This is a genomic window from Pseudomonas sp. CAM1A, assembly GCF_047501685.1.
Lineage (GTDB): Bacteria > Pseudomonadota > Gammaproteobacteria > Pseudomonadales > Pseudomonadaceae > Aquipseudomonas.
This window is the reverse complement of the sequence record NZ_JBFNXP010000002.1, coordinates 534,669-559,191: the sequence shown is the minus strand read 5'-3', so window position 1 is coordinate 559,191 and position 24,523 is coordinate 534,669. Positions and strand designations below refer to the sequence as shown.

23 protein-coding genes are annotated in these 24,523 nt (G+C 65.3%); 17 read left to right on the top strand and 6 right to left on the bottom strand.

Translation table 11 applies throughout. The annotated features are described in order from the left end of the window. Positions 1–200: 200 nt before the first annotated feature. From purB to ABZO33_RS06355, 3 genes are all read left to right on the top strand, one after another. Complete coding sequence (gene purB / locus ABZO33_RS06365; RefSeq protein ID WP_046856178.1) at positions 201–1,571, top strand: adenylosuccinate lyase; 1,371 nt, start codon at positions 201–203, stop codon at positions 1,569–1,571. 81 nt (positions 1,572–1,652) lie between these two features. Further along, positions 1,653–2,819: a cupin domain-containing protein gene (locus ABZO33_RS06360; protein ID WP_102682655.1), complete on the top strand. Its 1,167-nt coding sequence runs from the start codon at positions 1,653–1,655 to the stop codon at positions 2,817–2,819. Beyond that, positions 2,812–3,246 carry a GNAT family N-acetyltransferase gene (locus ABZO33_RS06355; RefSeq protein ID WP_217869264.1) on the top strand — a complete coding sequence of 145 codons (435 nt, stop codon included), beginning with the start codon at positions 2,812–2,814 and terminating at the stop codon, positions 3,244–3,246. Before ABZO33_RS06360 ends, ABZO33_RS06355 begins: the two co-directional genes overlap by 8 nt. Before the next feature lie 114 nt (positions 3,247–3,360). Here the strand turns inward: ABZO33_RS06355 and ABZO33_RS06350 are convergent, their stop codons facing one another. Beyond that, on the bottom strand, positions 3,361–5,211 hold the full coding sequence (locus ABZO33_RS06350) for a polyurethanase (protein WP_414535312.1): 1,851 nt from the start codon (positions 5,209–5,211) through the stop codon (positions 3,361–3,363). Between the two features lie 237 nt (positions 5,212–5,448). Here ABZO33_RS06350 and ABZO33_RS06345 point away from each other — a divergent pair, with 237 nt between their 5' ends. The 5 genes from ABZO33_RS06345 (at position 5,449) to ABZO33_RS06325 (ending at position 11,623) form a co-directional block, all read left to right on the top strand. Continuing rightward, positions 5,449–7,395: a DNA topoisomerase III gene (locus ABZO33_RS06345; protein ID WP_414535311.1), complete on the top strand. Its 1,947-nt coding sequence runs from the start codon at positions 5,449–5,451 to the stop codon at positions 7,393–7,395. Positions 7,396–7,484: 89 nt separating this feature from the next. After that, positions 7,485–8,774: an NAD(P)/FAD-dependent oxidoreductase gene (locus ABZO33_RS06340; protein WP_414535310.1), complete on the top strand. Its 1,290-nt coding sequence runs from the start codon at positions 7,485–7,487 to the stop codon at positions 8,772–8,774. Continuing rightward, a complete protein-coding gene (locus ABZO33_RS06335; RefSeq protein ID WP_414535309.1) occupies positions 8,767–9,318 on the top strand; it encodes a helix-turn-helix domain-containing protein in 552 nt (183 codons plus the stop codon). Before ABZO33_RS06340 ends, ABZO33_RS06335 begins: the two co-directional genes overlap by 8 nt. Positions 9,319–9,328: 10 nt before the next feature. Continuing rightward, the gene (locus ABZO33_RS06330; RefSeq protein ID WP_414535308.1) at positions 9,329–10,681 is read left to right on the top strand and encodes a glutamine synthetase family protein; all 1,353 of its coding nucleotides are present in this window, start codon (positions 9,329–9,331) and stop codon (positions 10,679–10,681) included. A 168-nt stretch (positions 10,682–10,849) separates the two neighbouring features. Then, positions 10,850–11,623 carry a TSUP family transporter gene (locus ABZO33_RS06325; RefSeq protein WP_414535307.1) on the top strand — a complete coding sequence of 258 codons (774 nt, stop codon included), beginning with the start codon at positions 10,850–10,852 and terminating at the stop codon, positions 11,621–11,623. Positions 11,624–12,412: 789 nt separating this feature from the next. Here ABZO33_RS06325 and nudC read toward each other — a convergent pair. Next, positions 12,413–13,243: an NAD(+) diphosphatase gene (gene nudC, locus ABZO33_RS06320; protein WP_414535306.1), complete on the bottom strand. Its 831-nt coding sequence runs from the start codon at positions 13,241–13,243 to the stop codon at positions 12,413–12,415. A 35-nt stretch (positions 13,244–13,278) separates the two neighbouring features. Further along, positions 13,279–14,091: a crotonase/enoyl-CoA hydratase family protein gene (locus ABZO33_RS06315; protein ID WP_414535305.1), complete on the bottom strand. Its 813-nt coding sequence runs from the start codon at positions 14,089–14,091 to the stop codon at positions 13,279–13,281. Between the two features lie 151 nt (positions 14,092–14,242). Here ABZO33_RS06315 and nhaB point away from each other — a divergent pair, with 151 nt between their 5' ends. The 5 genes from nhaB (at position 14,243) to ABZO33_RS06290 (ending at position 18,269) form a co-directional block, all read left to right on the top strand. Further along, positions 14,243–15,745, top strand: coding sequence for a sodium/proton antiporter NhaB (gene nhaB, locus ABZO33_RS06310; protein ID WP_414535304.1), 1,503 nt, complete (start codon positions 14,243–14,245; stop codon positions 15,743–15,745). A gap of 268 nt (positions 15,746–16,013) precedes the next feature. After that, complete coding sequence (locus ABZO33_RS06305; protein WP_414535303.1) at positions 16,014–16,628, top strand: dihydrofolate reductase family protein; 615 nt, start codon at positions 16,014–16,016, stop codon at positions 16,626–16,628. Positions 16,629–16,689: 61 nt separating this feature from the next. Beyond that, positions 16,690–17,163: a GNAT family N-acetyltransferase gene (locus tag ABZO33_RS06300; protein WP_414535302.1), complete on the top strand. Its 474-nt coding sequence runs from the start codon at positions 16,690–16,692 to the stop codon at positions 17,161–17,163. Positions 17,164–17,194: 31 nt separating this feature from the next. Beyond that, the gene (locus ABZO33_RS06295; protein WP_414535301.1) at positions 17,195–17,896 is read left to right on the top strand and encodes a YoaK family protein; all 702 of its coding nucleotides are present in this window, start codon (positions 17,195–17,197) and stop codon (positions 17,894–17,896) included. Positions 17,897–18,026: 130 nt separating this feature from the next. Further along, positions 18,027–18,269 (top strand): hypothetical protein, encoded by a 243-nt coding sequence (locus ABZO33_RS06290; RefSeq protein ID WP_414535300.1) that lies wholly within the window; start codon positions 18,027–18,029, stop codon positions 18,267–18,269. Here the strand turns inward: ABZO33_RS06290 and ABZO33_RS06285 are convergent. Together ABZO33_RS06285 and ABZO33_RS06280 are read right to left on the bottom strand one after the other, a co-directional pair. Beyond that, positions 18,259–19,143, bottom strand: a complete 885-nt coding sequence (locus ABZO33_RS06285) for an alpha/beta fold hydrolase (RefSeq protein WP_414535299.1) — start codon at positions 19,141–19,143, stop codon at positions 18,259–18,261. The two genes, ABZO33_RS06290 and ABZO33_RS06285, sit on opposite strands and share 11 nt — an antisense overlap. Continuing rightward, positions 19,140–20,210, bottom strand: a complete 1,071-nt coding sequence (locus ABZO33_RS06280; RefSeq protein WP_414535298.1) for a sugar phosphate isomerase/epimerase family protein — start codon at positions 20,208–20,210, stop codon at positions 19,140–19,142. The genes ABZO33_RS06285 and ABZO33_RS06280 overlap by 4 nt, the downstream gene beginning before the upstream one ends. 108 nt (positions 20,211–20,318) lie before the next feature. Here ABZO33_RS06280 and ABZO33_RS06275 point away from each other — a divergent pair, with 108 nt between their 5' ends. Both ABZO33_RS06275 and ABZO33_RS06270 read left to right on the top strand, forming a co-directional pair. Continuing rightward, positions 20,319–20,912, top strand: a complete 594-nt coding sequence (locus ABZO33_RS06275) for a TetR/AcrR family transcriptional regulator (protein ID WP_414535297.1) — start codon at positions 20,319–20,321, stop codon at positions 20,910–20,912. A gap of 61 nt (positions 20,913–20,973) precedes the next feature. Then, positions 20,974–21,594: a TetR/AcrR family transcriptional regulator gene (locus ABZO33_RS06270; RefSeq protein ID WP_414535296.1), complete on the top strand. Its 621-nt coding sequence runs from the start codon at positions 20,974–20,976 to the stop codon at positions 21,592–21,594. Between the two features lie 9 nt (positions 21,595–21,603). Here the strand turns inward: ABZO33_RS06270 and ABZO33_RS06265 are convergent, their stop codons facing one another. Continuing rightward, positions 21,604–22,506: a LysR family transcriptional regulator gene (locus tag ABZO33_RS06265; RefSeq protein WP_414535295.1), complete on the bottom strand. Its 903-nt coding sequence runs from the start codon at positions 22,504–22,506 to the stop codon at positions 21,604–21,606. Between the two features lie 249 nt (positions 22,507–22,755). On the opposite strand from ABZO33_RS06265, the gene ABZO33_RS06260 reads away from it, so the two are divergent. Both ABZO33_RS06260 and ABZO33_RS06255 read left to right on the top strand, forming a co-directional pair. Beyond that, entirely contained in the window at positions 22,756–24,111 is a 1,356-nt protein-coding gene (locus tag ABZO33_RS06260) for an MFS transporter (RefSeq protein WP_414535293.1), read from the top strand. Then, the gene (locus tag ABZO33_RS06255; RefSeq protein WP_414535292.1) at positions 24,104–24,505 is read left to right on the top strand and encodes a DUF4440 domain-containing protein; all 402 of its coding nucleotides are present in this window, start codon (positions 24,104–24,106) and stop codon (positions 24,503–24,505) included. The genes ABZO33_RS06260 and ABZO33_RS06255 overlap by 8 nt, the downstream gene beginning before the upstream one ends. Positions 24,506–24,523 lie beyond the last annotated feature (18 nt).

Below are 24,523 nucleotides of genomic sequence, written 5' to 3'. Positions count from 1 at the left end.
TGGGAGCGGGCTTGCCCCGCGATTGCGATGCCGGACGCAACGCCGCCATCGCGGGGCAAGTCGCAGCGGCGCACCGCCGCTCCCACGCCCGGTACCACCCGTTTCAAACAGGCCCGACCTTTGGTCAGCCACCCGACCCGGGCGCGTTTTTCATGTATGATATGCGCCCTTCCAAAAGCCTGACTGTCCGAGAACACCCCATGCAGCTCTCCTCGCTCACTGCGGTTTCCCCTGTAGACGGCCGTTATGCCGGCAAAACCCAGGCCCTGCGCCCCATTTTCAGCGAATTCGGCCTGATCCGTTTCCGCGCCCTGGTCGAAGTGCGCTGGCTGCAGCGCCTGGCCGCCCACCCGCAGATCGGCGAAGTGCCGGCGTTCAGCGCCGAAGCCAACGCCGTGCTGGACAGCCTGGCCACCGACTTCAAGCTCGAGCACGCCGAGCGCGTCAAGGAAATCGAGCGCACCACCAACCACGACGTCAAGGCCATCGAGTACCTGCTCAAGGAGCAGGCCGCGCAATTGCCTGAGCTGGCCAAGGTCAGTGAGTTCATCCACTTCGCCTGCACCAGCGAGGACATCAACAACCTGTCCCACGCCCTGATGCTGCGCGCCGGCCGTGACGAAGTGCTGCTGCCCCTGATGCGTCAGATCGCCGAAGCGATCCGCACCCTGGCCCACACCCACGCCGCCGTGCCGATGCTGTCGCGCACCCATGGCCAGCCGGCTTCGCCGACCACCCTGGGCAAGGAACTGGCCAACGTCGTTTACCGCCTGGAGCGCCAGATCGCACAAGTGGCCGCCGTGCCGCTGCTGGGCAAGATCAACGGCGCCGTGGGCAACTACAACGCCCACCTGTCGGCCTACTCGCAGATCGACTGGGAAGCCAACGCCCGCGCCTTCATCGAAGACGAGCTGGGTCTGGTGTTCAACCCCTACACCACCCAGATCGAGCCGCACGACTACATTGCCGAGCTGTTCGACGCCATCGCCCGCTTCAACACTATCCTCATCGACTTCGACCGCGACGTCTGGGGCTACATCTCGCTGGGCTACTTCAAGCAGAAGACCGTCGCCGGCGAAATCGGCTCCTCGACCATGCCGCACAAGGTCAACCCGATCGACTTCGAGAACTCCGAAGGCAATCTGGGTATCGCCAACGCGCTGTTCCAGCACCTGGCCAGCAAGCTGCCGATCTCGCGCTGGCAGCGTGACCTGACCGACTCCACCGTGCTGCGCAACCTGGGCGTGGGCTTCGCCCACAGCGTCATCGCCTACGAGGCCAGCCTCAAGGGTATCGGCAAGCTGGAAGTCAACGAAGCGCGTATCGCCGCCGACCTGGATGCCTGCTGGGAAGTCCTGGCCGAGCCGATCCAGACCGTGATGCGCCGCTTCAACATCGAGAACCCCTACGAGAAGCTCAAGGAGCTGACCCGTGGCAAGGGCATCACCCCAGACGCGCTGCTGACCTTCATCGACGGCCTGGACATGCCAGCCGAAGCCAAGGCCGAGCTCAAGCAGCTGACCCCGGCGACCTACATCGGCAACGCGGTGGCCCAGGCCAAACGCATCTAAGCTGACCGTCGCGTGCAACGCCCGGCCTGGCCGGGCGTTTTTATTCCCGTACGAAAATTACGTTTTTTCAATAGGTTGAACATGAATTCTGATACTCCACTGCAACTGTTGGGCGGCCTCACGGCCCGTGAATTCCTGCGCGACTACTGGCAGAAGAAGCCACTGCTGGTACGTCAGGCCTTCCCTGACTTCGTCAGCCCCATCGACGCCGACGAGCTGGCCGGCCTGGCCCTGGAAGAAGAAGTCGAGTCGCGCCTGGTGCTCGAGCACGGCGAGCGCCCGTGGGAGCTGCGCCGCGGCCCGTTCGCCGAGGACGCTTTCAGCGACCTGCCCGAGCGTGACTGGACCCTGCTGGTACAGGCCGTGGACCAGTTCGTGCCGGAAGTGGCCGAGCTGCTGGAAGAGTTCCGCTTCCTGCCGAGCTGGCGCATCGACGACGTGATGATCAGCTACGCAGCGCCCGGCGGCAGCGTCGGTCCGCACTTCGACAACTACGATGTGTTCCTGCTGCAAGGCGACGGCACGCGCAACTGGAAAGTCGGCCAGATGTGCAACAGCGACAGCGCGCTGATCGACCACGCCGACCTGCGCATCCTCGCTGATTTCGAGCAGAGCGACGAGTGGACCCTGGAGCCGGGCGACATGCTCTACCTGCCGCCGCGCCTGGCCCATTACGGTGTCGCCGAGAGCGAGTGCCTGACCTACTCGGTCGGTTTCCGCGCGCCAAGCGCCGCCGAAGTGCTGACCCACTTCACCGATTTCCTCGGCCAGTTCCTGCCGGATGAAGAGCGCTACAGCGATGCCGACGCCCAGCCGGTCAGCGACCCGCACCAGATCCAGCACGATGCCCTCGACCGCCTCAAGGCTCTGATCGACAAGCATATGTCCGACAAGGACCTGCTGCTGACCTGGTTCGGCCAGTTCATGACCGAGCCGCGCTACCCTGAGCAGGTGGTGGGCGAAGAGCTCTCCGAACAAGAGCTGCTGGACTACCTCGGCCAAGGCGCCATCCTGATCCGCAACCCAAGCGCACGCCTGGCCTGGTCGGAGTTCGGCGACGACCTGCTGCTGTTCGCCAGCGGTCGCAGCTGCCCGCTGCCAGGCAAACTGCGCGAGTTGCTGAAGCTGATCTGCTCCGCCGACGCGCTGCACAGCGAAAACCTGGGGCAGTGGCTGCAGGACGAAGACGGTCTGATGCTGGTACAACAGCTGGTCATGCAAGGCAGCCTGGGATTCGCCGATGAATAAGATCAGTGTTCGACTGGCCGACTGGCACAAGGACAATGCCGACATCCACCGCATCCGCAGCGCCGTGTTCGTCGCCGAGCAGCACGTGCCGCCGGAGCTGGAGTTCGACGCCGAGGATCCGACCGCCGTGCACTTCCTGGCCATGGAGGGCGACTACCCGATCGGTACCGCCCGCCTGCTGCCTGACGGCACCATCGGCCGGGTTTCGGTGCTCAAGGACTGGCGCGGCCTGAACGTGGGCGACGCGCTGATGCGCGCGGTGATCATCGAGGCGCAGAACCGTGACCTCAGCCAGCAGATGCTCAGCGCCCAGGTACATGCAACGCCGTTCTACGAGCGCCTGGGGTTCCGCGTGGTCAGCGAGGAGTTCCTCGAGGCCGGCATCCCGCATGTGGACATGGTTCGGGATTCGCGCGAGATCGCCTGAGCAAACGGGCCGGCTAGCGCCGGCCATCGCCGGCAAGCCGGCTCCCACAAAAAACAGCGCTGTGCCTGTGGGAGCTGGCTTGCCGGCGAAAGGGCCGCCCAGCGGCCCCTTGGGTCAGGCAATCACAATCTGCCCATCCCCAACCCCCTGCCCCGCAATCCCCACCAGCGTCACGCTGTCCCCGCCGAACTTCAGCACCAGGTCATCCCCCACCTGGCTGGCATGGGCACGCCAGTCCGGCGCAGCGGTGCCACCCTCCACGCCAATGAATACCAGTCGATCCTGCCCGGTGAAGTCCAGCACCCGGTCCTGGCCGAAATGGCCGCTGAACAGGAAGGTGTCGCGCCCCCCGCCACCCATCAGCACATCGTTGCCCGTACCGCCGACCAGCACGTCATTGCCGGCGCCGCCCTGCAGCCGGTCGTCACCGCCCAGGCCGAACAGCCATTGGCCCTGATTGCCCGCTACCAGCTGGTCACCTGCCTGGGTGCCGTTGAGCGAGGATGCATAGGGGGTGATCTTGCCGCTCTCGAACAGCCCCTGCGCCGCCACCGCGTGACTGACTTCCTTGCTGAAGATCAGCAGGCTCGATTCCTTGCTCACCAGGCTCTCGACATTGCGCACCAGGCTGATGCCACCCCCGGCGTCGCGCACGTACAACGTGCCCTCGCCATCCCGGGCGATGCTCAGGTTGGCCAAGGCATCCTGCAGCTTCAGGGTGTCATGGCCGGCGCCGCCGTCGATCAGGTTGAAACCGCCGTCATCGCGGAAGGTATCGTTGCCGGCCCGGCCTTCGAGGTAGTCGTTGCCGCGCCCGCCATGGATCAGGTCGTCCTTGTCCGAGCCGATAATGAACGTGCTGCCCTTGTGCTGCTCGGCATTGCGGTTGAGGTCCTCGACCCAGGTCGAGCCACGGGTCACATCGGACAGGTTGCTGACCACGACGGTCGAGTCGCGGCTGGTCCACTGATAGAAGGAGGAATCCAGCACACGCCCAAGACCATCGGTGTAGGCCGTTGGCAGGTGCGATAGCCAGGTGGCGATGTTGCCGATAGAGAACGGCAGCAGGTTCCAGGCATCGGACGCGTAGTGATCATTGAAGTTGACGATGTTGTTGGTGGCCGAGGCCTTGGCGCCGTCGTGCACGCCCAGGGTGCTCCAGGTCGCCGAAGTGCCGTCGAGCGCGCGGAACACCGGGTCGTTCTCGTAGCCGATATTGAGCACTTTGCTGGCGTCGGCGGCCTGGGTCGGCGAGGCGAAGGCGACGTAGCGTGCATCTTGGTAGAAACCACCCCAGCGCGAGCCGCTCAGGTCGGCCAGGCTGTTGACCGCCAGGCCGCCAAGGCTATGACCGCTGACGGTGACATCCGCGCCGCTCAGGCCGTTGGCCTTGGCAAAGGCCGCCACATCGGCGAGCAGTTGCCCGAATGCGTTGCCGGCGTAATCACGGGCATAGCCTGCCGGGCCGATCGCCGCCAGCAGGTCGTTGATGGCGTCACCGATGGTGTCGCCCAGCAGGTTCTCGCGCGGGCCGCTGGTGCCGCGAAAAGCGATGCCGATACCGCTGAGCTGTCCGGCGGCATCGTAGCGGCCGAGGATCTCCACCTGCGCCGAGGTGTAGCCTGGTGCTTCGCCGTGGAAGGTGCCGCGGGCGTCGGTCTTGCCTTGGTAACCCAGTTGCGCCGCGCTGATCGGCGACCAGCCGGCGGCCTTGACCTGGGCCAGGGCCCGCGCTTCGGAGTCGGGGTTCCAGGGGATGCCGGGGATCACGCCCTGGCTGTCGGTGCCGCCGATCAGCGCCTTGACCAGCGTGGCCGGCAGGCCAAGGCCGAAGCCGTACTTCTGGTAGCCGGCGCTGAAGCCATCGTCGATGCCATGGTAGGCGTAGGTGGCCAGCGCCATGGCGTCCTTGTACAGAGCAGAGGAGGCAGTGCTGTCGAGCTGTCGGTAATCGAATACGGGCATTGGTTTACATCCCTGTTGTTCTTGTAGGAAGGACACCCCAGCGACATCGTCCGGTGACACGACTGACGGGCGAAAGGCAAAGCTGGCACGCATTCGCCACCTCGTCCAACCCGAAGGGATGACGTCCCTGCCAAAGATGCGGGCATAAAACCTGTACATGCATACAGATAAAACTTGCCTGCGCGCCCTGGCTTGCGCATCCTAGGGGCCAACTTTCACGATGAAGCGTTTTCGGCCATGCGCCTCTTTCTCTGCGAAAAGCCCTCCCAGGCAAAAGATATCGCCAAGGTTCTCGGCGCCCAGCGCCGCGGCGATGGCTGCTGGCAAGGCACTGATGTCTGCGTGACCTGGTGCATCGGCCACCTGCTGGAGACCGCCCCGCCGGACAGCTACGACGAGCGCTACAAACGCTGGACCCTCGAAGACCTGCCGATCATCCCGGAAAAGTGGAAGATGACGGTCAAGCCCAAGACCGCCAGCCAGTACAAGGCGGTCAAGCGCCTGCTGGGCGAGGCCCGGGAACTGGTGATCGCCACCGATGCCGACCGCGAGGGCGAGATGATTGCCCGCGAACTGGTCGAGCACTGCCGCTACCGCGGGCCGATCCAGCGCCTGTGGCTGTCGGCGCTGGACGATGCTTCGATCCGCAAGGCGCTCGGGCGCCTGCTGCCCGGCCAGGAGACTTTCAGCCTGTACCATTCGGCCCTGGGCCGCTCGCGGGCCGACTGGCTGATCGGCATGAACATGAGCCGCCTGTTCACCCTGCTCGGCCGCCAGTCCGGCTACCAGGGCGTATTGCCGGTGGGCCGGGTGCAAACTCCGACGCTGCGTCTGGTGGTTGACCGCGACCGCAGCATCGCCGATTTCGTGCCGGTGCCGTTCTGGGCCATCGACGTGCAGCTGGAAAGTGCGGGCGCCGTGTTCAACGCCCAGTGGCGCGCCCCCGAGGACGCCTGCGACGATCAGGGCCGCTGCCTGAAGCAGGACCTGGCTCAACAAGCCGCCGCCGACATGCAGGCCGCTGGCAGCGCCCGGGTGCTGAAGATCGCCACCGAGCGGGTGCGCGAAGCCGCGCCGCTGCCCTTCGACCTCGGCACCCTGCAGGAGCTGTGCTCGAAGAAGCTCGGCCTCGGCGCCCAGGAGACCCTGGACATCGCCCAGGCCCTGTACGAAACCCACAAGCTCATCACCTACCCGCGCAGCGACAGCGGTTACCTGCCCCTCAGCCAGCATGGCGAGGCCGCTGCCATCCTCGCCGCGTTGCAGCGCGCCGACAGCAGCCTGGCGCCGCTGCGGGACCACCTGGACCCACAGCGCCGCTCGCGGGCGTGGAACGACCAGAAGGTCAGCGCCCACCACGGCATCATCCCCACCGCCGCCGCCAGCGACCCGGCGCGCCTGCCACCCAAGTACAAGGCGGTGTACACCCTGATCCGCGCCCGCTACCTGGCGCAGTTCCTGCCCAACCATGAGTACGACCGCACCCAGGCCGAGTTCGATTGCGCCGGCCATGCGTTGCGGGCGGTGGGCAAGCAGATCGTCGAACCGGGCTGGCGCCGGGCATTGCCCGAGGCGCTGACCCCGGCCAAGGGTCGCGAGGCACCACCGGCCCAGGTGCTGCCGGCGTTGCGCAAAGGCCAGGACTGCCCAGTGCGGGACCTGCAACTGAAGAACCTGTGGACCCAGCCACCCAAGCCCTTCACCGAAGGCGACCTGATCAAGGCGATGAAGAACGTCGCCAAGCTGGTGGACGACCCCAGGCTCAAGCAGAAGCTCAAGGAAACCACCGGCATCGGCACCGAGGCGACACGCGCCAGCATCATCCAGGGCCTGCTCGACCGTGGCTACCTGGTCAAGAACGGCAAGGCCCTGTCGGCCACGCCTGCCGCCTGCAGCCTGATCGACGCCGTGCCCCGGGCCATCGCCGACCCCGGCACCACGGCGATCTGGGAGCAGGCGCTGGATATGGTGCAAAGCGGGGAAATGAGCCTGGAGGAGTTCGTCGCCCGGCAATCGGCGTGGATGGGCAAGCTGGTGCAACGTTGCAGCGGCATGCGCCTGACCATCAGCGGGCCGGCGGCGGGCAAGGCTGCAGCGCCCTGGAAGAAGAAGCGCAAGAGCGCTGCCAAGGGCAAGACAACCGCCGGCAAACCCCGACAGCCGCGGCGCAAGGCAGCGAGCTAGCCCCGCGATGGCGCCAGCAACTGGCGCAATGAAAATCCTCTGCTATTTTTTCATGAAAATAATCAGAAAAAATTTCACGAGGCCCCGACATGTTCAAGCAGTCCGCCCAGCACGTCGCCAGCTACTACGCCCGCACCTACCCCGCCACCATCCCCTTGCGCCCTACCCTGCAGGGCGCCCACGACACCGACATCCTGATCGTCGGTGCTGGCTTCAGCGGTCTGCACACCGCCCTGCGCCTGACATTGGCCGGCCAGCGCGTGACCCTGCTGGAAGCCAGCCGGGTGGCCTGGGCCGCCTCGGGCCGCAACGGTGGCCAGGCGTTGCTGGGCTGGTCGTGCGATATGCCCCCGCTGGAGCGAGCCCTGGGCCTGGAGCGCACCCAACGCCTGTGGGACAGCATGTGCTGGGCCGCCCGCGAGCTGCGCGAACTGCCCCAGCGCCATGGCTTCGACGTCGATTATCGCCTGGGCAGTCTGTGGACCGCCGTGTTGCCGCGCCGTGTGAAACTGCTGGAGCAGGCCCGGCATGAAGCCCAGGAAAAATTCGATTACGACTGCCTGCGCCTGATTGACCGCGAGGAGCTGCCCGAGTGGATCGACAGCCCCCGCTACCAGGCCGCGCTGTACGATCCCAATGGCGCCCACCTCAACCCGCTGAAGCTGGCCCAGGGGCTGGCTGGCGTGATCGAAGCGCATGGCGGGCGGATCTACGAGCAGAGCCAGGTGATCGATTACCAGGAACACGCCGACGGCTTCGTCGCCCGCACCGATCAGGGCGAGGTGCGCAGTCGTGTAATGGTGCTGGCCTGTAACGCCTACATCGACCGTCTCGACCGCACCCTCTCGCAGCGCCTGCTGCCGGTGGGCTCCTACCAGGTGGCCACGGCGCCGCTGGACGCCGACTTCGCCGCCTCGCTGCTGCCGCGCAACAGCTGCGTGATCGACAACCAGTTCGTCCCCGACTATTTCCGTCTGACACCCGACCACCGTTTGCTGTTCGGCGGTGGCTGCACGTACCTCGGTGGCATCCCCAAGGACGTCGCCGGCGCCACCCGGCCATACCTGGAGCGTGTGTTCCCACAGTTGCAACGGGTCGCCATCGAGCATGCCTGGGGCGGCCACATCGATTGCAGCATCCAGCGCACGCCGGATATCGGTCGCCAGGGCCAACGTTACTGGCTGCAGGGTTTTTCCGGCCACGGCGTACTGCCGACTTTGGCCGGTGCACGCGCGGTCAGCGACGCGATTCTCGGCGACGACGAGCTGCTGAAGCTGTACCAGGGCATCGACAACGGCCGCTTCCCCGGTGGCGACCTGCTGGCAGCGCCGCTGGAGGCGGCGGCCAAGGCCTGGTACAGGATGCGCGACCATGTCTGACGATATCCACGCCCTCGCCCGCCAGGTGCGCGACCTGCGCAAGCACCGCGGCCTGACCCTCGATGAGCTGGCAACTCGGGTCAACCGCTCACTGGGTTTCCTCTCCCAGGTCGAACGTGGCCTGTCGCGGCCCACGGTGGCCGACCTGACCGCCATCAGCGAAGCGCTGCGCGTACCTACGACCTATTTCTATCAGGCCGTGCCGCCCCGCGAGATCGACTGGGTCACCCGCCCCGGCGAGCGACGCACCCTGTACTACGCCGCCGGGGTTACCGACGTGCTGGTCTCGCCGACCCTCAATGGCCGCTTTGCCATGCTCGAAAGCCATCTGGCGCCGGGCGCCAGCAGTGGCGAGGGGCATCTGGACGACAGCTCGGAACAAGGCGGTTTCGTCCTCGAGGGCGAGCTGACCTTGTGGCTCGAGGGCCGCGACGACGCCGTCACCCTCAGCCCCAACGACAGCTTCCAGCTGCCACCCCACAGCCAGTTCCGCTACGCCAACCTGACCGCCCGAACGACCCGGGTTCTCTGGGTTTTCCGTTGAGAGCATGCCAATGACAAGTACAACAGGCTTCCCCGATCTGCTCAGCGAAGTGCGCGCCTTCCGCGCCCGACACCCCGACGTGCGCTACGTCGACCTGATCAGCCTGGACATCCCAGGGCATTTCTACGGCAAGCGCTACCCCATCGACATGCTGGAAAAAGTCGCGGCCGGCAGCCCGCTCAAATTGCCGCAGAACTGCGTACTGCTCGGCGTGCAGGGCGGGCTTTTCCCGATCGGCGACTACTGCTTCAACGACGGCGACCCGGATGCCCCGCGCCGCCTGGTGCCCGGTACGCTCAAGCCGGTGAACTGGGAGCGAGAGCCGCTGGGGCAGATGCTGATCACCTCGGACGGCACCGCGGCGCCCATCGAGTTCGAACCCCGCGAGGTGCTGGCCCGCGTCCTGCAACGCCTCGAACGCCGAGGCATCCGCCCGGTGGTGGCGTTCGAACTGGAGTTTTACCTGTTCGACAGGACGCTAAAGGAGGGCCTACCGCAGTTCCCCCGCGACCCGGTCAGTGGCGATGCCGACAACCAGCCGAACATGCATATCGAGCGCCTGTCACGGTTTTCCGATGTGCTGCGCGAAATGGTCGAGACCGCCAATGCCCAGGGGGTGGACGCCAACGTCATTACCGCGGAACTGGGCCCCGGCCAGTTCGAGATCAATTTCGGCCATTGCGACGATGGCCTGCGCGCCGCTGACTGGGCGGCGCTGTTCTGCCGTAGCACCCGGGGCGTAGCGCTCAAGCACGGGCTGCGCGCCTCGTTCATGAGCAAACCCTATCTGCAGTCGCCGGGCAGCGGCATGCATGTGCATGTCAGCCTGTACGACCCGGCGGGCAACAACCTGTTGTCTGCCGATAACCATCGGCCGCTGCGTCACGCCGTGGCCGGTTGCCTGGCGCTGCTGCCGCATTGCATGCCGGTGTTCGCCGCCAACCACAATGCATTTCGCCGCTACGGCGCCATGGTCAACGCCGCCAGCCGCGCCAGTTGGGGCTTCGAGGATCGCGACGCCTGTATCCGCATCCCGGAGTCGGATGCGCGCAACCTGCGGATCGAGCACCGGCTGGCCGGGGCGGATGCCAATCCCTACCTCGTGCTGGCAGCGATCCTGTGCGGCATGGAGCACGGGCTGGATGCCGGACGGGAGCCGATCGCGCCGCTGAACGAGGATCGTGGCAGCGGGATCGAATTTCCCAAGGACATGCTCGGCGCGGTGGCGGCAATGCGCGGGCATCCGGCGGTCAACGAGGGGTTGGGCGCGGAGTTCGTGATGGTCTATTGCGAGAACAAGCGCCAGGACCATCTGGCGTTTCTGCAGGAGGTCAGTGCGCGGGAGTATCGCTGGTTCCTGTGACATCCCTCGCGGGGCAAGCCCGCTCCCACGCAACGACCCCGAACTGGCGTGGGAGCGGGCTTGCCCCGCGATGAGGCCGGCACTGGCACCTGCTATCTCCCGGTATTACCATGCACCACCTCCAGCGCGGCCTTTTGCCGCACCCACCCCCTTCGCCTGCCAGATCCCATGCCCTTCGAACTCACCGTAGAACCGCTCACCCTGCTGATCCTTGTCCTGGTCGCCTTCGTCGCTGGTTTCATCGACGCCATTGCTGGCGGTGGCGGCCTGCTGACCACCCCGGCGCTGCTCACCGCCGGCATGCCGCCGCACCTGGTGCTGGGCACCAACAAACTCAGCTCGACCTTCGGCGCCGCCACAGCCAGCATCACCTACTACCGGCGCAAGCTGTTCCATCCGGCGCAATGGCGTCTGGCGATAGTCGGCACCCTGGTGGGCGCGCTGATCGGCGCGGTGGTGGCCCACTACATGCCGGCCGAGTGGCTGAACAAGATGTTGCCCGTGGTGGTCTTCGCTTGCGGCGTCTACCTGCTATTCGGCGGCACGCCCAAGGCACCTTTGGACGCCGAGGCGCCGATCAAGAAGAAATGGCAGTTCCCGCAAGGTTTCACCCTGGGCTTCTACGACGGCGTCGCCGGGCCGGGTACCGGTGCGTTCTGGACCGTGAGCACGTTGCTGCTGTATCCCATCGACCTGGTTCGTGCCAGTGGTGTGGCGCGTAGCATGAACTTTGTCAGCAACATTGCGGCGCTGACGGTGTTCATCATTTCCGGGCAGGTGGATTACATCGTCGGGCTGTGCATGGGGTTGTCGGTGATGGTCGGGGCGTTCTTTGGGGCGCGTACGGCGATCAGCGGGGGGAGCAGGTTTATTCGGCCGGTGTTTATTGCTGTGGTGTTGGCGTTGACTGTGCGGTTGGCTTGGCAGCATTGGTTTGGATAAGGGTTCGGGTTCGGGTTGATTGTTTTGATTTTTGTAAGCGCATTCGTAGAAGATATCGACATTTAGTCACCCTTCCGCCCTTACGGCGGCCTACTTTGGTCTTGGCCAAAGTAGGCAAAACCGTTCGGCTCCGTTCATCCGGCCCCTGCGCTGCGCTCCGGGGTTCCCTCGCTCCGTTCTTGCTCCCGTGGGTACCGCGCTGAACGCCCCATCCTGGGGCGCAGCGCTCGACGGCCATCCATGGCCGTCGCCCCACTACGCAAGAACTCCGCTCGGCCTCCTGAAGTCGCAATTGGCGGCGCCTGAACTATCGCGCGCTTAGAAGCAAAAGCAAAAGCAAAAGCAAAAGCAAAAGCAAAAGCAAAAGCAAAAGATGCGAAGTTAGTTGTTTGACAGTTAGTTATTTATTGGCTGCCCCGCGAATCAATCGAGAGATCAATTAATTTCCAACTAGCGACAGCTGCGCCAGCCCAGGCGCCGCCCGTAACTTCGCGACTTCAGGAGGCCGAACGCAGGACTTGCGGAGGGAGGTGACGGGCATGGATGCCCGTCAAGCGCTGCGCCCCAGGATGGGGCGTTCAGCGCGGTCCTCCCGGGAGCAAGGCCGGAGTGAGGGGACCCGGAGCGAAGCGGAGGGCCGGATGAATGGAGCGAGCGGCTTTGCCTACTTTGGCCAAGACCAAAGTAGGCCGCCGTAAGGGCGGAAAGGTGAATAAGCGTCGCCATCGCAAATGAATGCGCATACAACTTTCAAAACCCACCAACCCAACTAAAACCAGAAACCAGAAATCAGACAGGCAAAACCGGCTCAGACAACCCCAACCGCCGCGCCACATACAAATCAATCAGGTACCGCGCAATCGACCGCCCCGCCGGCAAAGGCGGCAACGCATGCACATTGAACCACTGCGCATCCTCGATCTCATCCGCCTGCATGACAATCTCCCCTCCCGCATACTCGGCATGAAACCCGAGCATCATCGAATGCGGAAACGGCCAGCACTGGCTGCCGACATACTGGATGTTCTTCACCTCGACCGCCACCTCCTCACGCACCTCACGCACCAGGCAATCCTCGGCCGACTCCCCCGGCTCGGCGAAGCCCGCCAGGGTGCTGTACACCCCAGTGACAAAACGCGGCGAACGCGCCAAAAGCACCTCGTCACCGCGAGTAATCAGCACGATCATGCTTGGTGAGATACGCGGGTAACTGCGCAAGTCGCAAGGTTGGCAGTACATCGCCCGCTCCCAGTGGATCTGCGTCATCGGCTGGCCACAACTGCCACAGAAACGGTGCTCGCGAGCCCAGGTACCGATCTGCGCGGCGTAACCAAGCACCTTGTACGTATCGAAGTCGCCCTCGAGCATGAACCGCCGCAGCCCCTGCCAGCCACAACCCGGCACTTCGCTGGCGCTGCGCAGTTCCAGCAGGAACACCGGTTCGCCGTCGAGGTGGCCGATGCCGTGCTCGCACAGCACATCGAGGTCCTGGCGCTTGAGCCAGTCACGGGGGAACAGCGCGCCGTTGGCGTCCACCAGGAACCCCTCCGGGCTGCGGGCGACAGCCAGCCCCCCGGTGGTCTGCGGGTCGAGTACTGCGGTTGTCCAGCGTGCTGACATGGTTCAGGTCCCTAGATGGCGCCCGCCACTGTCAGTCAGTCGGCGAACGTCGGTTGCTGTTTGCTCATGTGGGCGGCCATGGCCACGCGCAGGTCTTCGGACTGCAGCATGGCAGCGTTCCAGGTGGCGATGTACTCCAGGCCATCGTCGATGCGATGGTCGCGCATGTAGCTGATCATCTCCTTGGTGCCGGCCACGGCGATCGGTGATTTTGCGGCAATCTCGCGGGCAATGGCAAAAACCCCGTCGAGCAGTGCCGCCTGGTCATCATAGACGCGGTTGACCAGGCCGATACGCAGCGCCTCCTGGGCGTCGACCATACGGCCGGTGTAGGCCAGCTCGCGCATGATGCCGTCACCGATGATCCGCGGCAAACGTTGCAGGGTGCCGACATCGGCGGCCATGCCCATGTCGATCTCCTTGATCGAGAACTGCGCATCGCTGGCGCAGTAACGCATGTCGCAGGCCGAGACCATGTCGATGGCGCCACCGATGCAGTAGCCCTGGATCGCCGCCAGCACCGGCTTGCGGCAGTTGTCCACGGCGTTGAACGAACCCTGCAGGCGCAGGATGGTGCGGCGCATCACCCGGGCGTTGCGGCCGACATCCTTGCCCAGCTGCTGGGCCAACGCGGCCAGCATCATCAGGTCGATGCCGGAGGAGAAATGCTTGCCGGCGCCGCTGATGACCACCACCCGCACCGCGTCGGTGTCGTCGATCCACTGGAAGATCGCGACGAGCTCCTCCCAGAAGGCGGCGTTCATCGCGTTGATCTTCTCCGGGCGGTTGATCTGCACGTGGGCGATGTTGTCGGTCAGTTCGACCTTGAACGCGGTGTATTCGGTCACGGACGGCACTCCTGTGGGGAAAGGATTCACAACGGCGGATCTTAGCGCACCCGCAAGGCGGTGCATGTGCCAAAAGCCGGACTGGACAACTTGCACCCTGGCGCACGATCCGGCACCGTGCGCCACTGCTGAATCAAAAGGATACAAATTCATGTCCCGTTCCCTGACCGGCGCCCTCGCCCACAGCTTCCTGGGCCAGTCGCCGCGTTGGTACAAGGCCGTCATCTGCCTGTTCCTGCTGCTCAATCCGTTGCTGCTGGCGACCCTCGGTCCGGTGGTCACCGGCTGGGTGCTGGTGATCCAGTTCATCTTCACCCTGGGCATGGCACTCAAGTGCTACCCGCTGATGCCCGGCGGCCTGCTGCTGGTCGAGGCGCTGCTGCTGCGCCTGACCACGCCCGAAGCCCTGTACGAGGAGTTGCAGCACAACTTCCCGGTGATCCTGCTGCTGATGTTCATGGTCGCCGGCATCCATTTCATGAAGGAGCTGCTGCTGTTCCTGTTCTCGCGGATCCTGCTCGGCGTGCGCTCCAAAGCGGTGCTGAGCCTGCTGTTCTGCGTGCTGTCGGCGTTCCTCTCGGCGTTCCTCGATGCCCTGACCGTGACCGCGGTGATCATCAGCGCCGCCGTGGGCTTCTATGCCGTCTACCACCGGGTCGCCTCGGGCGCCAATCCGCGGGAAGAGTCGGCGCTGGACAGTGACCATCAGGTTGAACAGTTGCACCGCGAAGACCTCGAGCAGTTCCGTGCCTTCCTGCGCAGCCTGCTGATGCATGGCGCGGTGGGTACCGCGCTTGGCGGCGTCTGCACCTTGGTGGGCGAGCCGCAGAACCTGCTGATTGGCCATGAAATGGGCTGGCACTTCGCCGACTTCTTCCGCAAGGTCGCGCCGGTGTCGATGCCGGTGCTGGCGGCGGGTCTGGTGACCTGCGTATTGCTGGAGAAACTGCGGCTGTTCGGCTACGGCACGCTGATGCCCGAGCGCGTGCGCCAGGTGCTGGCCACCTACGCCGCCGAGGACGATGCCGCGCGCACCCAGGCGCAACGGGTGGCGCTGGTGGTCCAGGGCCTGGCCGCACTGATCCTGATTGTCTGCCTGGGGCTGCACATTGCCGAAGTGGGTCTGATCGGCCTGCTGGTCATCGTGTTGATCACCGCCTTCACCGGCATCACCGACGAGCATCGCCTGGGCCGGGCGTTCCAGGACGCCATGCCGTTCACCTCGCTGCTGGTGGTGTTCTTCGCCGTGGTTGCGGTGATCCACCAGCAGCAACTGTTCAGCCCGCTGATCGCCTGGGTGCTGGCGCTGCCCAGCGAGCAGCAGCCAGGCATGCTGTACCTGGCCAATGGGCTGCTGTCGGCGATCAGCGACAACGTGTTCGTCGCCACCATCTATATCACCGAGGTCAAGCAGGCGTTCGTCAATGGCGCGATGAGCCGCGAGCACTTCGAGACCCTGGCGGTGGCGATCAACACCGGCACCAACCTGCCCAGCGTGGCCACACCCAATGGCCAGGCGGCGTTCCTGTTCCTGCTGACCTCGGCGATTGCGCCACTGATTCGCCTGTCGTACGGGCGCATGGTGTGGATGGCGCTGCCCTACACCGTAGTCATGGGCGGCCTGGGCTGGTGGGCGGTGACCTACTGGCTGTAACAGCCAGGAATAAAACGCTACCTGAAGCAGCGTGGGAGCGGGCTTGACCCGCGATCACCGGCGAAGCCGGTGCCATACACCGCATCGCGGGGCAAGCCCGCTCCCACGCAAGTGATGCTTACAATGCTAATTCTGCCCGCCAGGCCGCTCATTGCCTTTCTCTCCTCCCGTGCCCCCATCCGTCGAACCCTGACTATCGTTCAGCACTGCTGTCGATTCTCGCCAACCCCGTTCGACTATCCAGCACACCCACGAGGAGGTTCACCCCATGCGCAAGCTCATCGTCGCCGCCTTCGTCACCCTCGACGGCGTCATGCAGGCCCCCGGCGGACCGGAGGAAGACACCAGCGGCGGCTTTACCCATGGAGGCTGGATCCCGCCCCTGGCCGACGAGGCCTTCGGCCAGGCGATGCAGACCTTGTTCAGCCAACCGTTCGAACTGCTGCTGGGACGACGCACCTACGATATCTTCGCCGGGTTCTGGCCAAAGGTCGGGCCCGAGGCGCCGGACCGCCCGTTGGCCGACCTGTTCAATGGCGTGGTCAAGCACGTCGCCACCCACCACCCCGAATCCATCGACTGGCAAAACAGTCACCCGTTGGGCGCTGACGTGCCAGGCGCTGTCCGCGCCCTCAAACAACAGGATGGCCCAGCGCTGCTGACTCAAGGCAGCGGCGAACTGGTACGCCAACTGCTGGCGGCCGGCCTGGTGGATGAGCTGCGCCTGTTGATCCATCCCCTGCTGCTCGGGCGCGGCAAACGCCTGTTCGGTGAAGATGCAGAGGCAGCGGCGTTCAAGCTGGTGGAATCGAGCAGCACGCCCAAGGGTGTGCTGCTGGCGCACTATGTGCGCAGCGGCGAGGTGCGCACGGGTTCATTCTGAAGGCCGGCGCCCCATGATCGAGCCCCCTTGTTAATATCCGGACTCAACCGGGAGGGAACCCATGCTCGAAATACGCCGCGCCAGCTGCCTCGACGCGCTGGACACCTATGCAATCCGCCGCCAGGCAATCCTGTGGCAGTGCACCGCTGCCTACGATGGCGCCCTGGCCCAGGCCTGGGCCGACGTACCGTTCACCGAAGGCTATGCCGCCTTGGTCGCCGAGCATTTCCACCTCGCCTGCATGGGCGACACGATCGTCGCCACCGGCATGCTCGACCTGCACAGCGGTGAACTGGGCGCCCTGTTCGTGCTGCCAGCGTTCATGGGTCGTGGCATCGCCCGGGCGATGGTCGAACACCTCGAAGGCATCGCCAGGGCCGAAGGTCTGGAGGCTGTCCACCTGGACTCGACCTTGAACGCAGCGGCGTTCTATCGCCGCTGCGGCTATATCGGCGATGAACTGTCGGTCTACCAATCACCTTTCGGCCTCGAACTGACCTGCATCCCCATGCGCAAGGTGCTGGCCGGGGTATAAGATCAGCCCCTGCCCCCCGGAGACTTGCCCCATGCTGCCCACCGCCACCTCCCAGCACAGTGCCCGTCGGGCCCGCTTGCAGGCCTTGCGCGGGCGGGTCGGCCTGGGGCTGGTGGCCGGGTTGTCGGTGCTGGCCGGCATGACCGACGCCATCGGCCTGCTGGCGTTGGGCGATTTCGTGTCGTTCATGAGCGGCAACACCACGCGCCTGGCGGTAGCCATCAGCCAGGCGGACTTTTCGCTGATGCTGCGCCTGGCCCTGGCGATCCTCGGTTTCGTGCTGGGCAACACCCTCGGCGTGCTGCTGGCCCGTAGCTTGCGCCGCCGCGCCGCGCCCTTGCTGCTGATCGTCGCCTGCCTGCTGGCGTTTGCCGCGGCCTGGCCTGCGGTCACCACGTTCCCAGCACTGATCGCAGCCACCCTGGCCATGGGCATGCTCAATGCCGTGGTCGAACAGGTGAACGGCCTGCCGATCGGCCTGACCTACGTCACCGGCGCGCTGTCGCGTTTCGGCCGTGGCCTGGGGCGTTGGTTGCTGGGTGAGCGGCGCCACGGCTGGCGGGTACAGCTGGTGCCCTGGAGCGGCATGCTGCTAGGTGCCGCGCTCGGGGCTTGGCTGCAACAACGGCTGGGCTTGCAGGCGCTGGCGGCCAGTTGCGCCCTGGCCTGCGTGCTGGCGTTAGTGACGCTGTTCATTCCGCGAGCCTGGCAGCTGGGCTACATGCCGCGTTGAGGGCCTTGAACAGGCGTGAAAGGCAGGCGCACAGGCGTCGATAGTCACTATCGAGCACAGCGATTTCCATCATGCCAGTGCGGCCAATAACCTGGGTTCATCGATCCGACAGCCCCACGGAATCATCCCGATGAACACCACCGCCCGCCTCCTCCTCGCCGCCCTGGCCATCGCCGTGCTGAGCGGTTGCGCCAGCCATCCCGAGCTTCGCCCCTATAGCGCCGAGGAAGCCCGTCAGCTGCAACTCGAGGCATTGCAACGCCAGGGTCTGAGCCAGGAAGAGTACGAACGGCGCAAACTGGCCGTGGTGCGCGCCGATCACCAGCAGGCCGTGACCGACGCCGCCAAGGCCACGACCGCAATCAGCGGTTGACCTCGACCTCCTCCAGGAACGCCAGCAGGTGCTCGTTGAACAACACCGGCGCTTCCTCCATGACGAAATGCCCACAACCCGGCAGCATCACCCCGCGCACCAAATCGGCATGCCCCTGCAGCGTTCGCAGCGGCGCATCGCCCGTGGCGTGCTCGGCACCGATCGCCAGCACCGGCATGGGCAGCGGACGCCTGGCACGCTCGCGGTTCTGCCTGATGGTCTCGGGAATCGCCCGGTAATAGGCGAAGCCCGCCCGCATCCCGCCCGGCGAGGCGTAGGCACGGATATAGACATCCGCCGCCACCGCATGCCGATGGATCGCCCAGCGGTCGAACATGAAGTTGAGGTAACCCTCCTCGCGCCCGGCGATCAAGAACTCCGGCAGGTCGCGCACCTGGTTGAACAGGAAGTGCCAGAGGAAGATGTTGTCCTGCGGCGCCACGAAGATCGGCGGCGCCTCGGCAAGCCCGGGGATCACCGCTTCGGCCACAGTCAACGAACGCACCGCCTGCGGCCGATCACTGGCCAGGGCATAGGCCACCCACATGCCCACATCGTGGCCGACCAGGTGATAGCGCTCATGCCCCAGCTGGCTCATCACGGCATGCAGCACACCGGCGACGTTACCGGTGTCGTAGCCCTCCTCAGGGCGGTCCGAATCCCCCAGGCCCGGCGGATCGATGGCGATGGCTCGGAACCCGCGCGCAGCCAGGATCGGCAGCACATGGCGCCAGGCGTACCAGGTCTGCGGCCAGCCCGGCACCAGCAGCACCGGCTCGCCGGCACCGGCCACGACACAGTGGATGCGCTGCCCCTGCACCTGCACATAGACATGCTCGAAGGCGTCAGCCTGGTTTTCGGCGAACAGGCTCATACCCGTGTCTCCCTATCGATACCCAGCATGCGCCGGATCTGGCGTTCGTCGACCGGCGCGCCGGCGAAGTCGTCGAATACCTGGTCGGTGACGTGGATGATATGGCGGTTGATGAACTCGACGCCTTCACGGGCGCCGTCCTCCTGATGCTTCAGGCAGCATTCCCACTCCAGCGTCGCCCAGCCGGCGAAGTCGTATTGCGCCAGCTTGGAGAAAATGGCCTTGAAGTCCACCTGGCCATCGCCCAGCGAACGGAAGCGCCCTGCACGTTCGGTCCAGTCGCTGTAGCCGCCGTACACGCCCTGCCGGCCGCTGGGGTTGAACTCGGCGTCCTTGACGTGAAACATGCGGATCAATGGATGGTAGAGATCCAGGTAGGCCAGGTAGTCGAGCTGCTGCAGCACGAAATGGCTGGGGTCGAAGAGCATGCGGCAGCGCACGTGCTCATCCACCAGGGCATGGAAGCGCTCGAAACTGGTGCCATCGTGCAGGTCTTCCGCAGGGTGGATCTCGAAGCACAGGTTGACGCCCTGCTCATCACAGCAGTCGAGGATCGGCCGCCAGCGCCGCGCCAGCTCTTCGAAGGCAGCCTCGACCAGGCCCTGGGGACGCTGCGGGAACGGGAACAGATAGGGCCAGGCCAGCGCGCCGGAAAAGGTCCCCATGTCCTCAAGGCCCAGGTTGCGGCTGGCCCGAGCCGCCAATGTCATCTGCTCGATCGCCCAAGCGGTACGTTCTGCCGGCCGCCCGGCCAACGCGCCCGGGGCGAAGGCGTCGCACATCGCGTCGTAGGCCGGATGGACCGCGACCAACTGGCCGATTATATGGGTGGTCAACTCGCTGACCTGCAAGCCGTGCTCGGCCAGTCGCCCCTTGATTTCATCGCAGTAGCCGGTGCTCTGCGCAGCCAGTTCCAGGTCGAACAATCGGGCGTCCCAGGCCGGGATCTGCAGCCCCTTGAAGCCCAGCCGCCCCGCCCAGTCGGCGATGCTGTCGAGGCTGTCGAACGGCGGCGTGTCGTTGCTGAACTGCGCGAGGTGAAGGCTGGGGCCTTTGAGTGTTCGCATGATGTCATCCTATTGTTTGCTGATCGACAAACAATAGGATCGAATCGCGCTGCCCGTCAATCGCAAATTGGCTAGAATGCGCGTTTCACGGAATCAGGCAGGCGAGCGATGGCAGGGCGACCTCGGGAATTCGACAAGCAACAGGCGCTGCGCAAGGCGATGCGGCTGTTCTGGGAACATGGCTACGAGGGCACCTCGATGTCGGCCCTGGTGTCCGCGCTGGGCATCGCCTCCGCACGTATCTATGCGGCCTTTGGCAGCAAGCAGCAACTGTTCGAGGAGGCCGTGGCCCTGTACGAGTCAGCCGAGGGCGGCTTCGCCGACCGCGCCCTGGCCCTGCCGGATATCCACCAGGCGCTGGCACGGATGTTCGAGGATGCTGTCAGCACCTACACCCGCGCCGACGAGCCCATGGGCTGCCTGGTGGTCAGCGCCGCCAGCGGCGTGGGGCCGGACAACCTCGGGGTCCAGCAATGGTTGGCCGGGCACCGCCGGCAGCGTACCGAGTCGATCATCGAGCGCCTGCGCCAGGCCCGTGACCAGGGGCAGTTGCCAGCAGAGACGCAGGTCGAGGCTCTCGGCCACTTCTATGCCACCTTCCTCCACGGCATTTCCGTGCAAGCCCGCGATGGCGTGCCGGGCGAGGACCTGCGCGGCGCCAGCCGCCAGGCACTGGCCCTGCTTCCGAACAGGCAGCCTTGACCTTATCGCCGCCCCGGCAAAGCTGTTAGCCTTGCCCTGTTCAGGTCACCACGGACAGCCCATGGCCAACCACAAGATCGAGATCCGCCGGCGCAACGTCGAAAAGATCCTGCAAGCCGCCGAACAGGTGTTCGCCGACAAGGGCTACGCCGCCACCTCCATGGGCGATATCGCCGAACGGGCGCAACTGCCGCGCTCTAACCTGCACTACTACTTCAGTACCAAGGACGAGCTGTACCGCGCCGTGCTGCAGGACCTGCTGGACGTCTGGAAGCAGGATGCCCTGTGCTTCGAGCACTTCGACGACCCGCGGGTGGTGCTGACCAGCTACATCCGCGCCAAGATGGGCCACTCGCGCTCGCGGCCACTGGGCTCGAAGATCTGGGCCGAGGAGATCCTCCACGGCGCCCCGCTGCTGGGCCCCAGCCTGGACGAAATCCTGGTGCCCTGGGCGCAGCTCAAGCAGGCGAAGATCCGCAGTTGGGTCGACGACGGGCGCATCCTGCCGGTGGAACCGTCGGCGCTGCTGTACATGATCTGGGCGGCGACCCAGCACTACGCCGACTTCGGTTTCCAGGTCACCCTGCTCAATGACGGTGAGCCACTGTCGGACATGGCGTTCGAGCAGGCGGTGCAGACCGTGACCGGCGTCATCCTGCGCGGCATCGGCCTGGAGCCCTGAGCGGCGGCCTCAGCGCCCCAGGTGTTCACACAAAAAATCGATGAACACCCGGGTCTTGTGCGGCACATGGCTGCTGTTCGGGTACACCACGCTGATCGGCTGCCTCGGCAGGCTGTAGTCCGGCAATACCCGCCGCAGGGTGCCGTCGGCCAGGTCCTGCTCGACCAGCCAGGCTGGCAACACGGCCACGCCCAGGGCGGCGCAGGCCATCGCCCGGATAGCGTGGGACGCATTGGACTGGTAGGCCGTCCGGCCGACAACGCTTGCACTCCCCGCCTGCGCGCTGTGCAAGGTCCAGGCGGTCGGGCTCTGCAGGTTGCTGTTGGCAATCCAGGGTGTATCCGCCAGTTCCTCGGGCCGTTCGATGGCATGGCGGGCGAGAAAGGCCGGGGCAGCCACCAGCAGAATGTCGTATTCGGCCAACTGGCGACTGCGCAGGTTCGAATCCGGCAACGCGCCAAGGCGCACCACCAGGTCGAGCCGTTCGGCAATCAGGTCGCTCAGCGACGAGTCGGTTTCATAGCTGATCGACAGCGTCGGATAGCGCTCGGCGAACAACGGGATCAGCGGCAGGATGAAGCGCTCGCCGTACTCCCCGGTGGTGCTGATGCGCAGCTTGCCCGATAGGCCGTTGTGCCGACGCAGCACACTGTCGAAGGCGCCCTCGACATCGCTGACGATTACCTTGAAATCATCATAGAAACCTTGGCCGGTTTCGGTCGGGGCGATGGCGCGGGTGCTGCGCGCCAGCAGCGTCACCCCCAGGGCCTGCTCCAGTGCCTTGACGTGCTGGCTGGCCATGGCTTTGCTGATGCCGAGAAAGTCCGCCGCCTTGGTGAAGGAGCCGAAATCGACCACCGCCAGAAACGTCTGCACCCGGTTGAGCTGGGTGTGGAGGGCCGTGCGCGGCATTGTTCACTTCCATCAAACAGAGTTTCAAGGGTAGCGACATCGACATGGACAGTCCACGCACCTAGTGTCCTGTCTCGGAAATAAGCTGTTCACTTTTGGCGGCGTCTTGGGCGCCCGGCCGGCGTTGCCACTCCTCGCCATAGCCCTGCTATGACTCGTCGCGGCGCCTTGGCCGAACACCCAAGCCACTCGCCAAAAGAGAACGTATTTCCGAGACAGGACACTACTGCGCGCCGAAAAGGAGTGGCAATGACGTACCGGTATCGCGTGGCAACGATCTTCCTGATGGGCTTTTTCATCGACTGCATCAACCTGTTCATGCCGACCGTGGCGTTGCCACGGATCGCCGCCGAGTTCGCCATCGGCAACGCCAGCAGCGCCTGGGTCGGCAATGCCTACATGCTCGGTCTGACCCTGGCCGTGCCGGTGAGCACCTGGCTGGCCAATCGCTGGGGCGCGCGGCGGCTGTTGAGCGCCGCCATGCTGGCGTTCAGCGTGGCGGTGTGGGGCTGCGGCGAGGCGCAGAGCTTTGCCGCGTTGATTGCCTGGCGCCTGCTCCAGGGCATGGCCGGTGGCTTGCTGATCCCCGTGGGGCAGGCGCTGACCTTCGAGCGCTTCCAGGGCCCGGAGCGCGCCCGCGTGTCCACCCTGGTGATGGCCGTGGCGCTGCTGGCGCCGGCACTGTCGCCGAGCCTTGGCGGGTTGATCGTCGACCATGGCCGCTGGCCGTGGGTCTTCCACAGCAACATTCCGTTGGCCCTGCTGACGGCGGCGTTGGCCTGGGCCTGGCTTGACCAGGCACCGGGCCCGACAGCGCCACGCCCGGACTTCAAGGGCTTGCTGCTGGTCAGCGCCACCCTCGCCTGCCTGCTGCTGGGCCTGTCGCTGTATGGCGCCGGGCATGGCGCCCTGTTGGCCATCGCCTGCCTGCTGGCGGGTGTGTCCTGCGCCCTGCTGTATCGCGGCCACTACCAACGCGCGGCGGCAGGCATCGTCGAACTGAAACTGCTCGCCAGCCCTCGCCTGCGGGTCTCGATGCAGGTCTACCATGCAATCCCCGGGGTGTTCACCGGGGTCAACCTGCTGAACATCTTCTATCTGCAGGATGTACTGCGGCTGAGCGCCCAGGCCACCGGCCTGTTCATGCTGCTCTACGCCGCCGGGGCCTTCGCCGCCATGTTGCTGGCCGGCCGCCTGTACAACCGCGTCGGTGCCGCCCGCCTGTTGCTGCTCGGCATGCTCCTGCACAGCCTGGGCATCTTTCTGCTGGTCATGGTCGACACCGCGACGGACAACACCGTACTGATGGCGGCCTACGGCCTCATGGGCATCGGCGGCGGCATCGGTGCCAACACCGCCCAGACCACCGCGCTGCTCGACTTCAGCGGCGAGCGGATGCAGCAGGCCAGCGTGCTGTGGAACCTCAATCGACAGATGGCCTTCAGCGTCGGCGCCGCCTTGCTGCTGATGATCTTCAACCTGCTGCTGGTGGGCCTGAGCACGCCGGAGGCCTATCACCTGACCTTCACCCTGGCCGCGCTGCTCGGGCTGGCGCCACTGCTGTCACTGCACACACTACCTCCGGAGAACCCTCGCCATGCCTGACTACGCGATAGCCCGCGCCGAACGCAGCATTCATCACGTCCATGAGCTGATCCACAGAATCTTCACCCGCCCCGCGATCGAGACCCAGGCAGTGCTAGGCGGACTGATGGCGGTATTCGCCGATGATTTCAGCATGGTCGGCACGGCGGGCACAGTGGTGACTCGCGCACAGGTGGAGCAACTATTCAGCCGGGCGGCCGGCGCACGGCCAGGGCTGGAGATCATCGTCAGCGACGTCCAGGTGGTATGGCAGGCCGGGGTGAACGTAGCAGTGCGCTACAAGGAAACCCATCGGTTACAGGGTGTGGTGCAGGCACGCTGGTCACTGGCACTGTTGGAGTGCAGCAACCGCGGCGTGGTGTGGCGCTGCCTGCATGAAACCGCGATTGCCTAGGTGATCGCGCATCTGCGC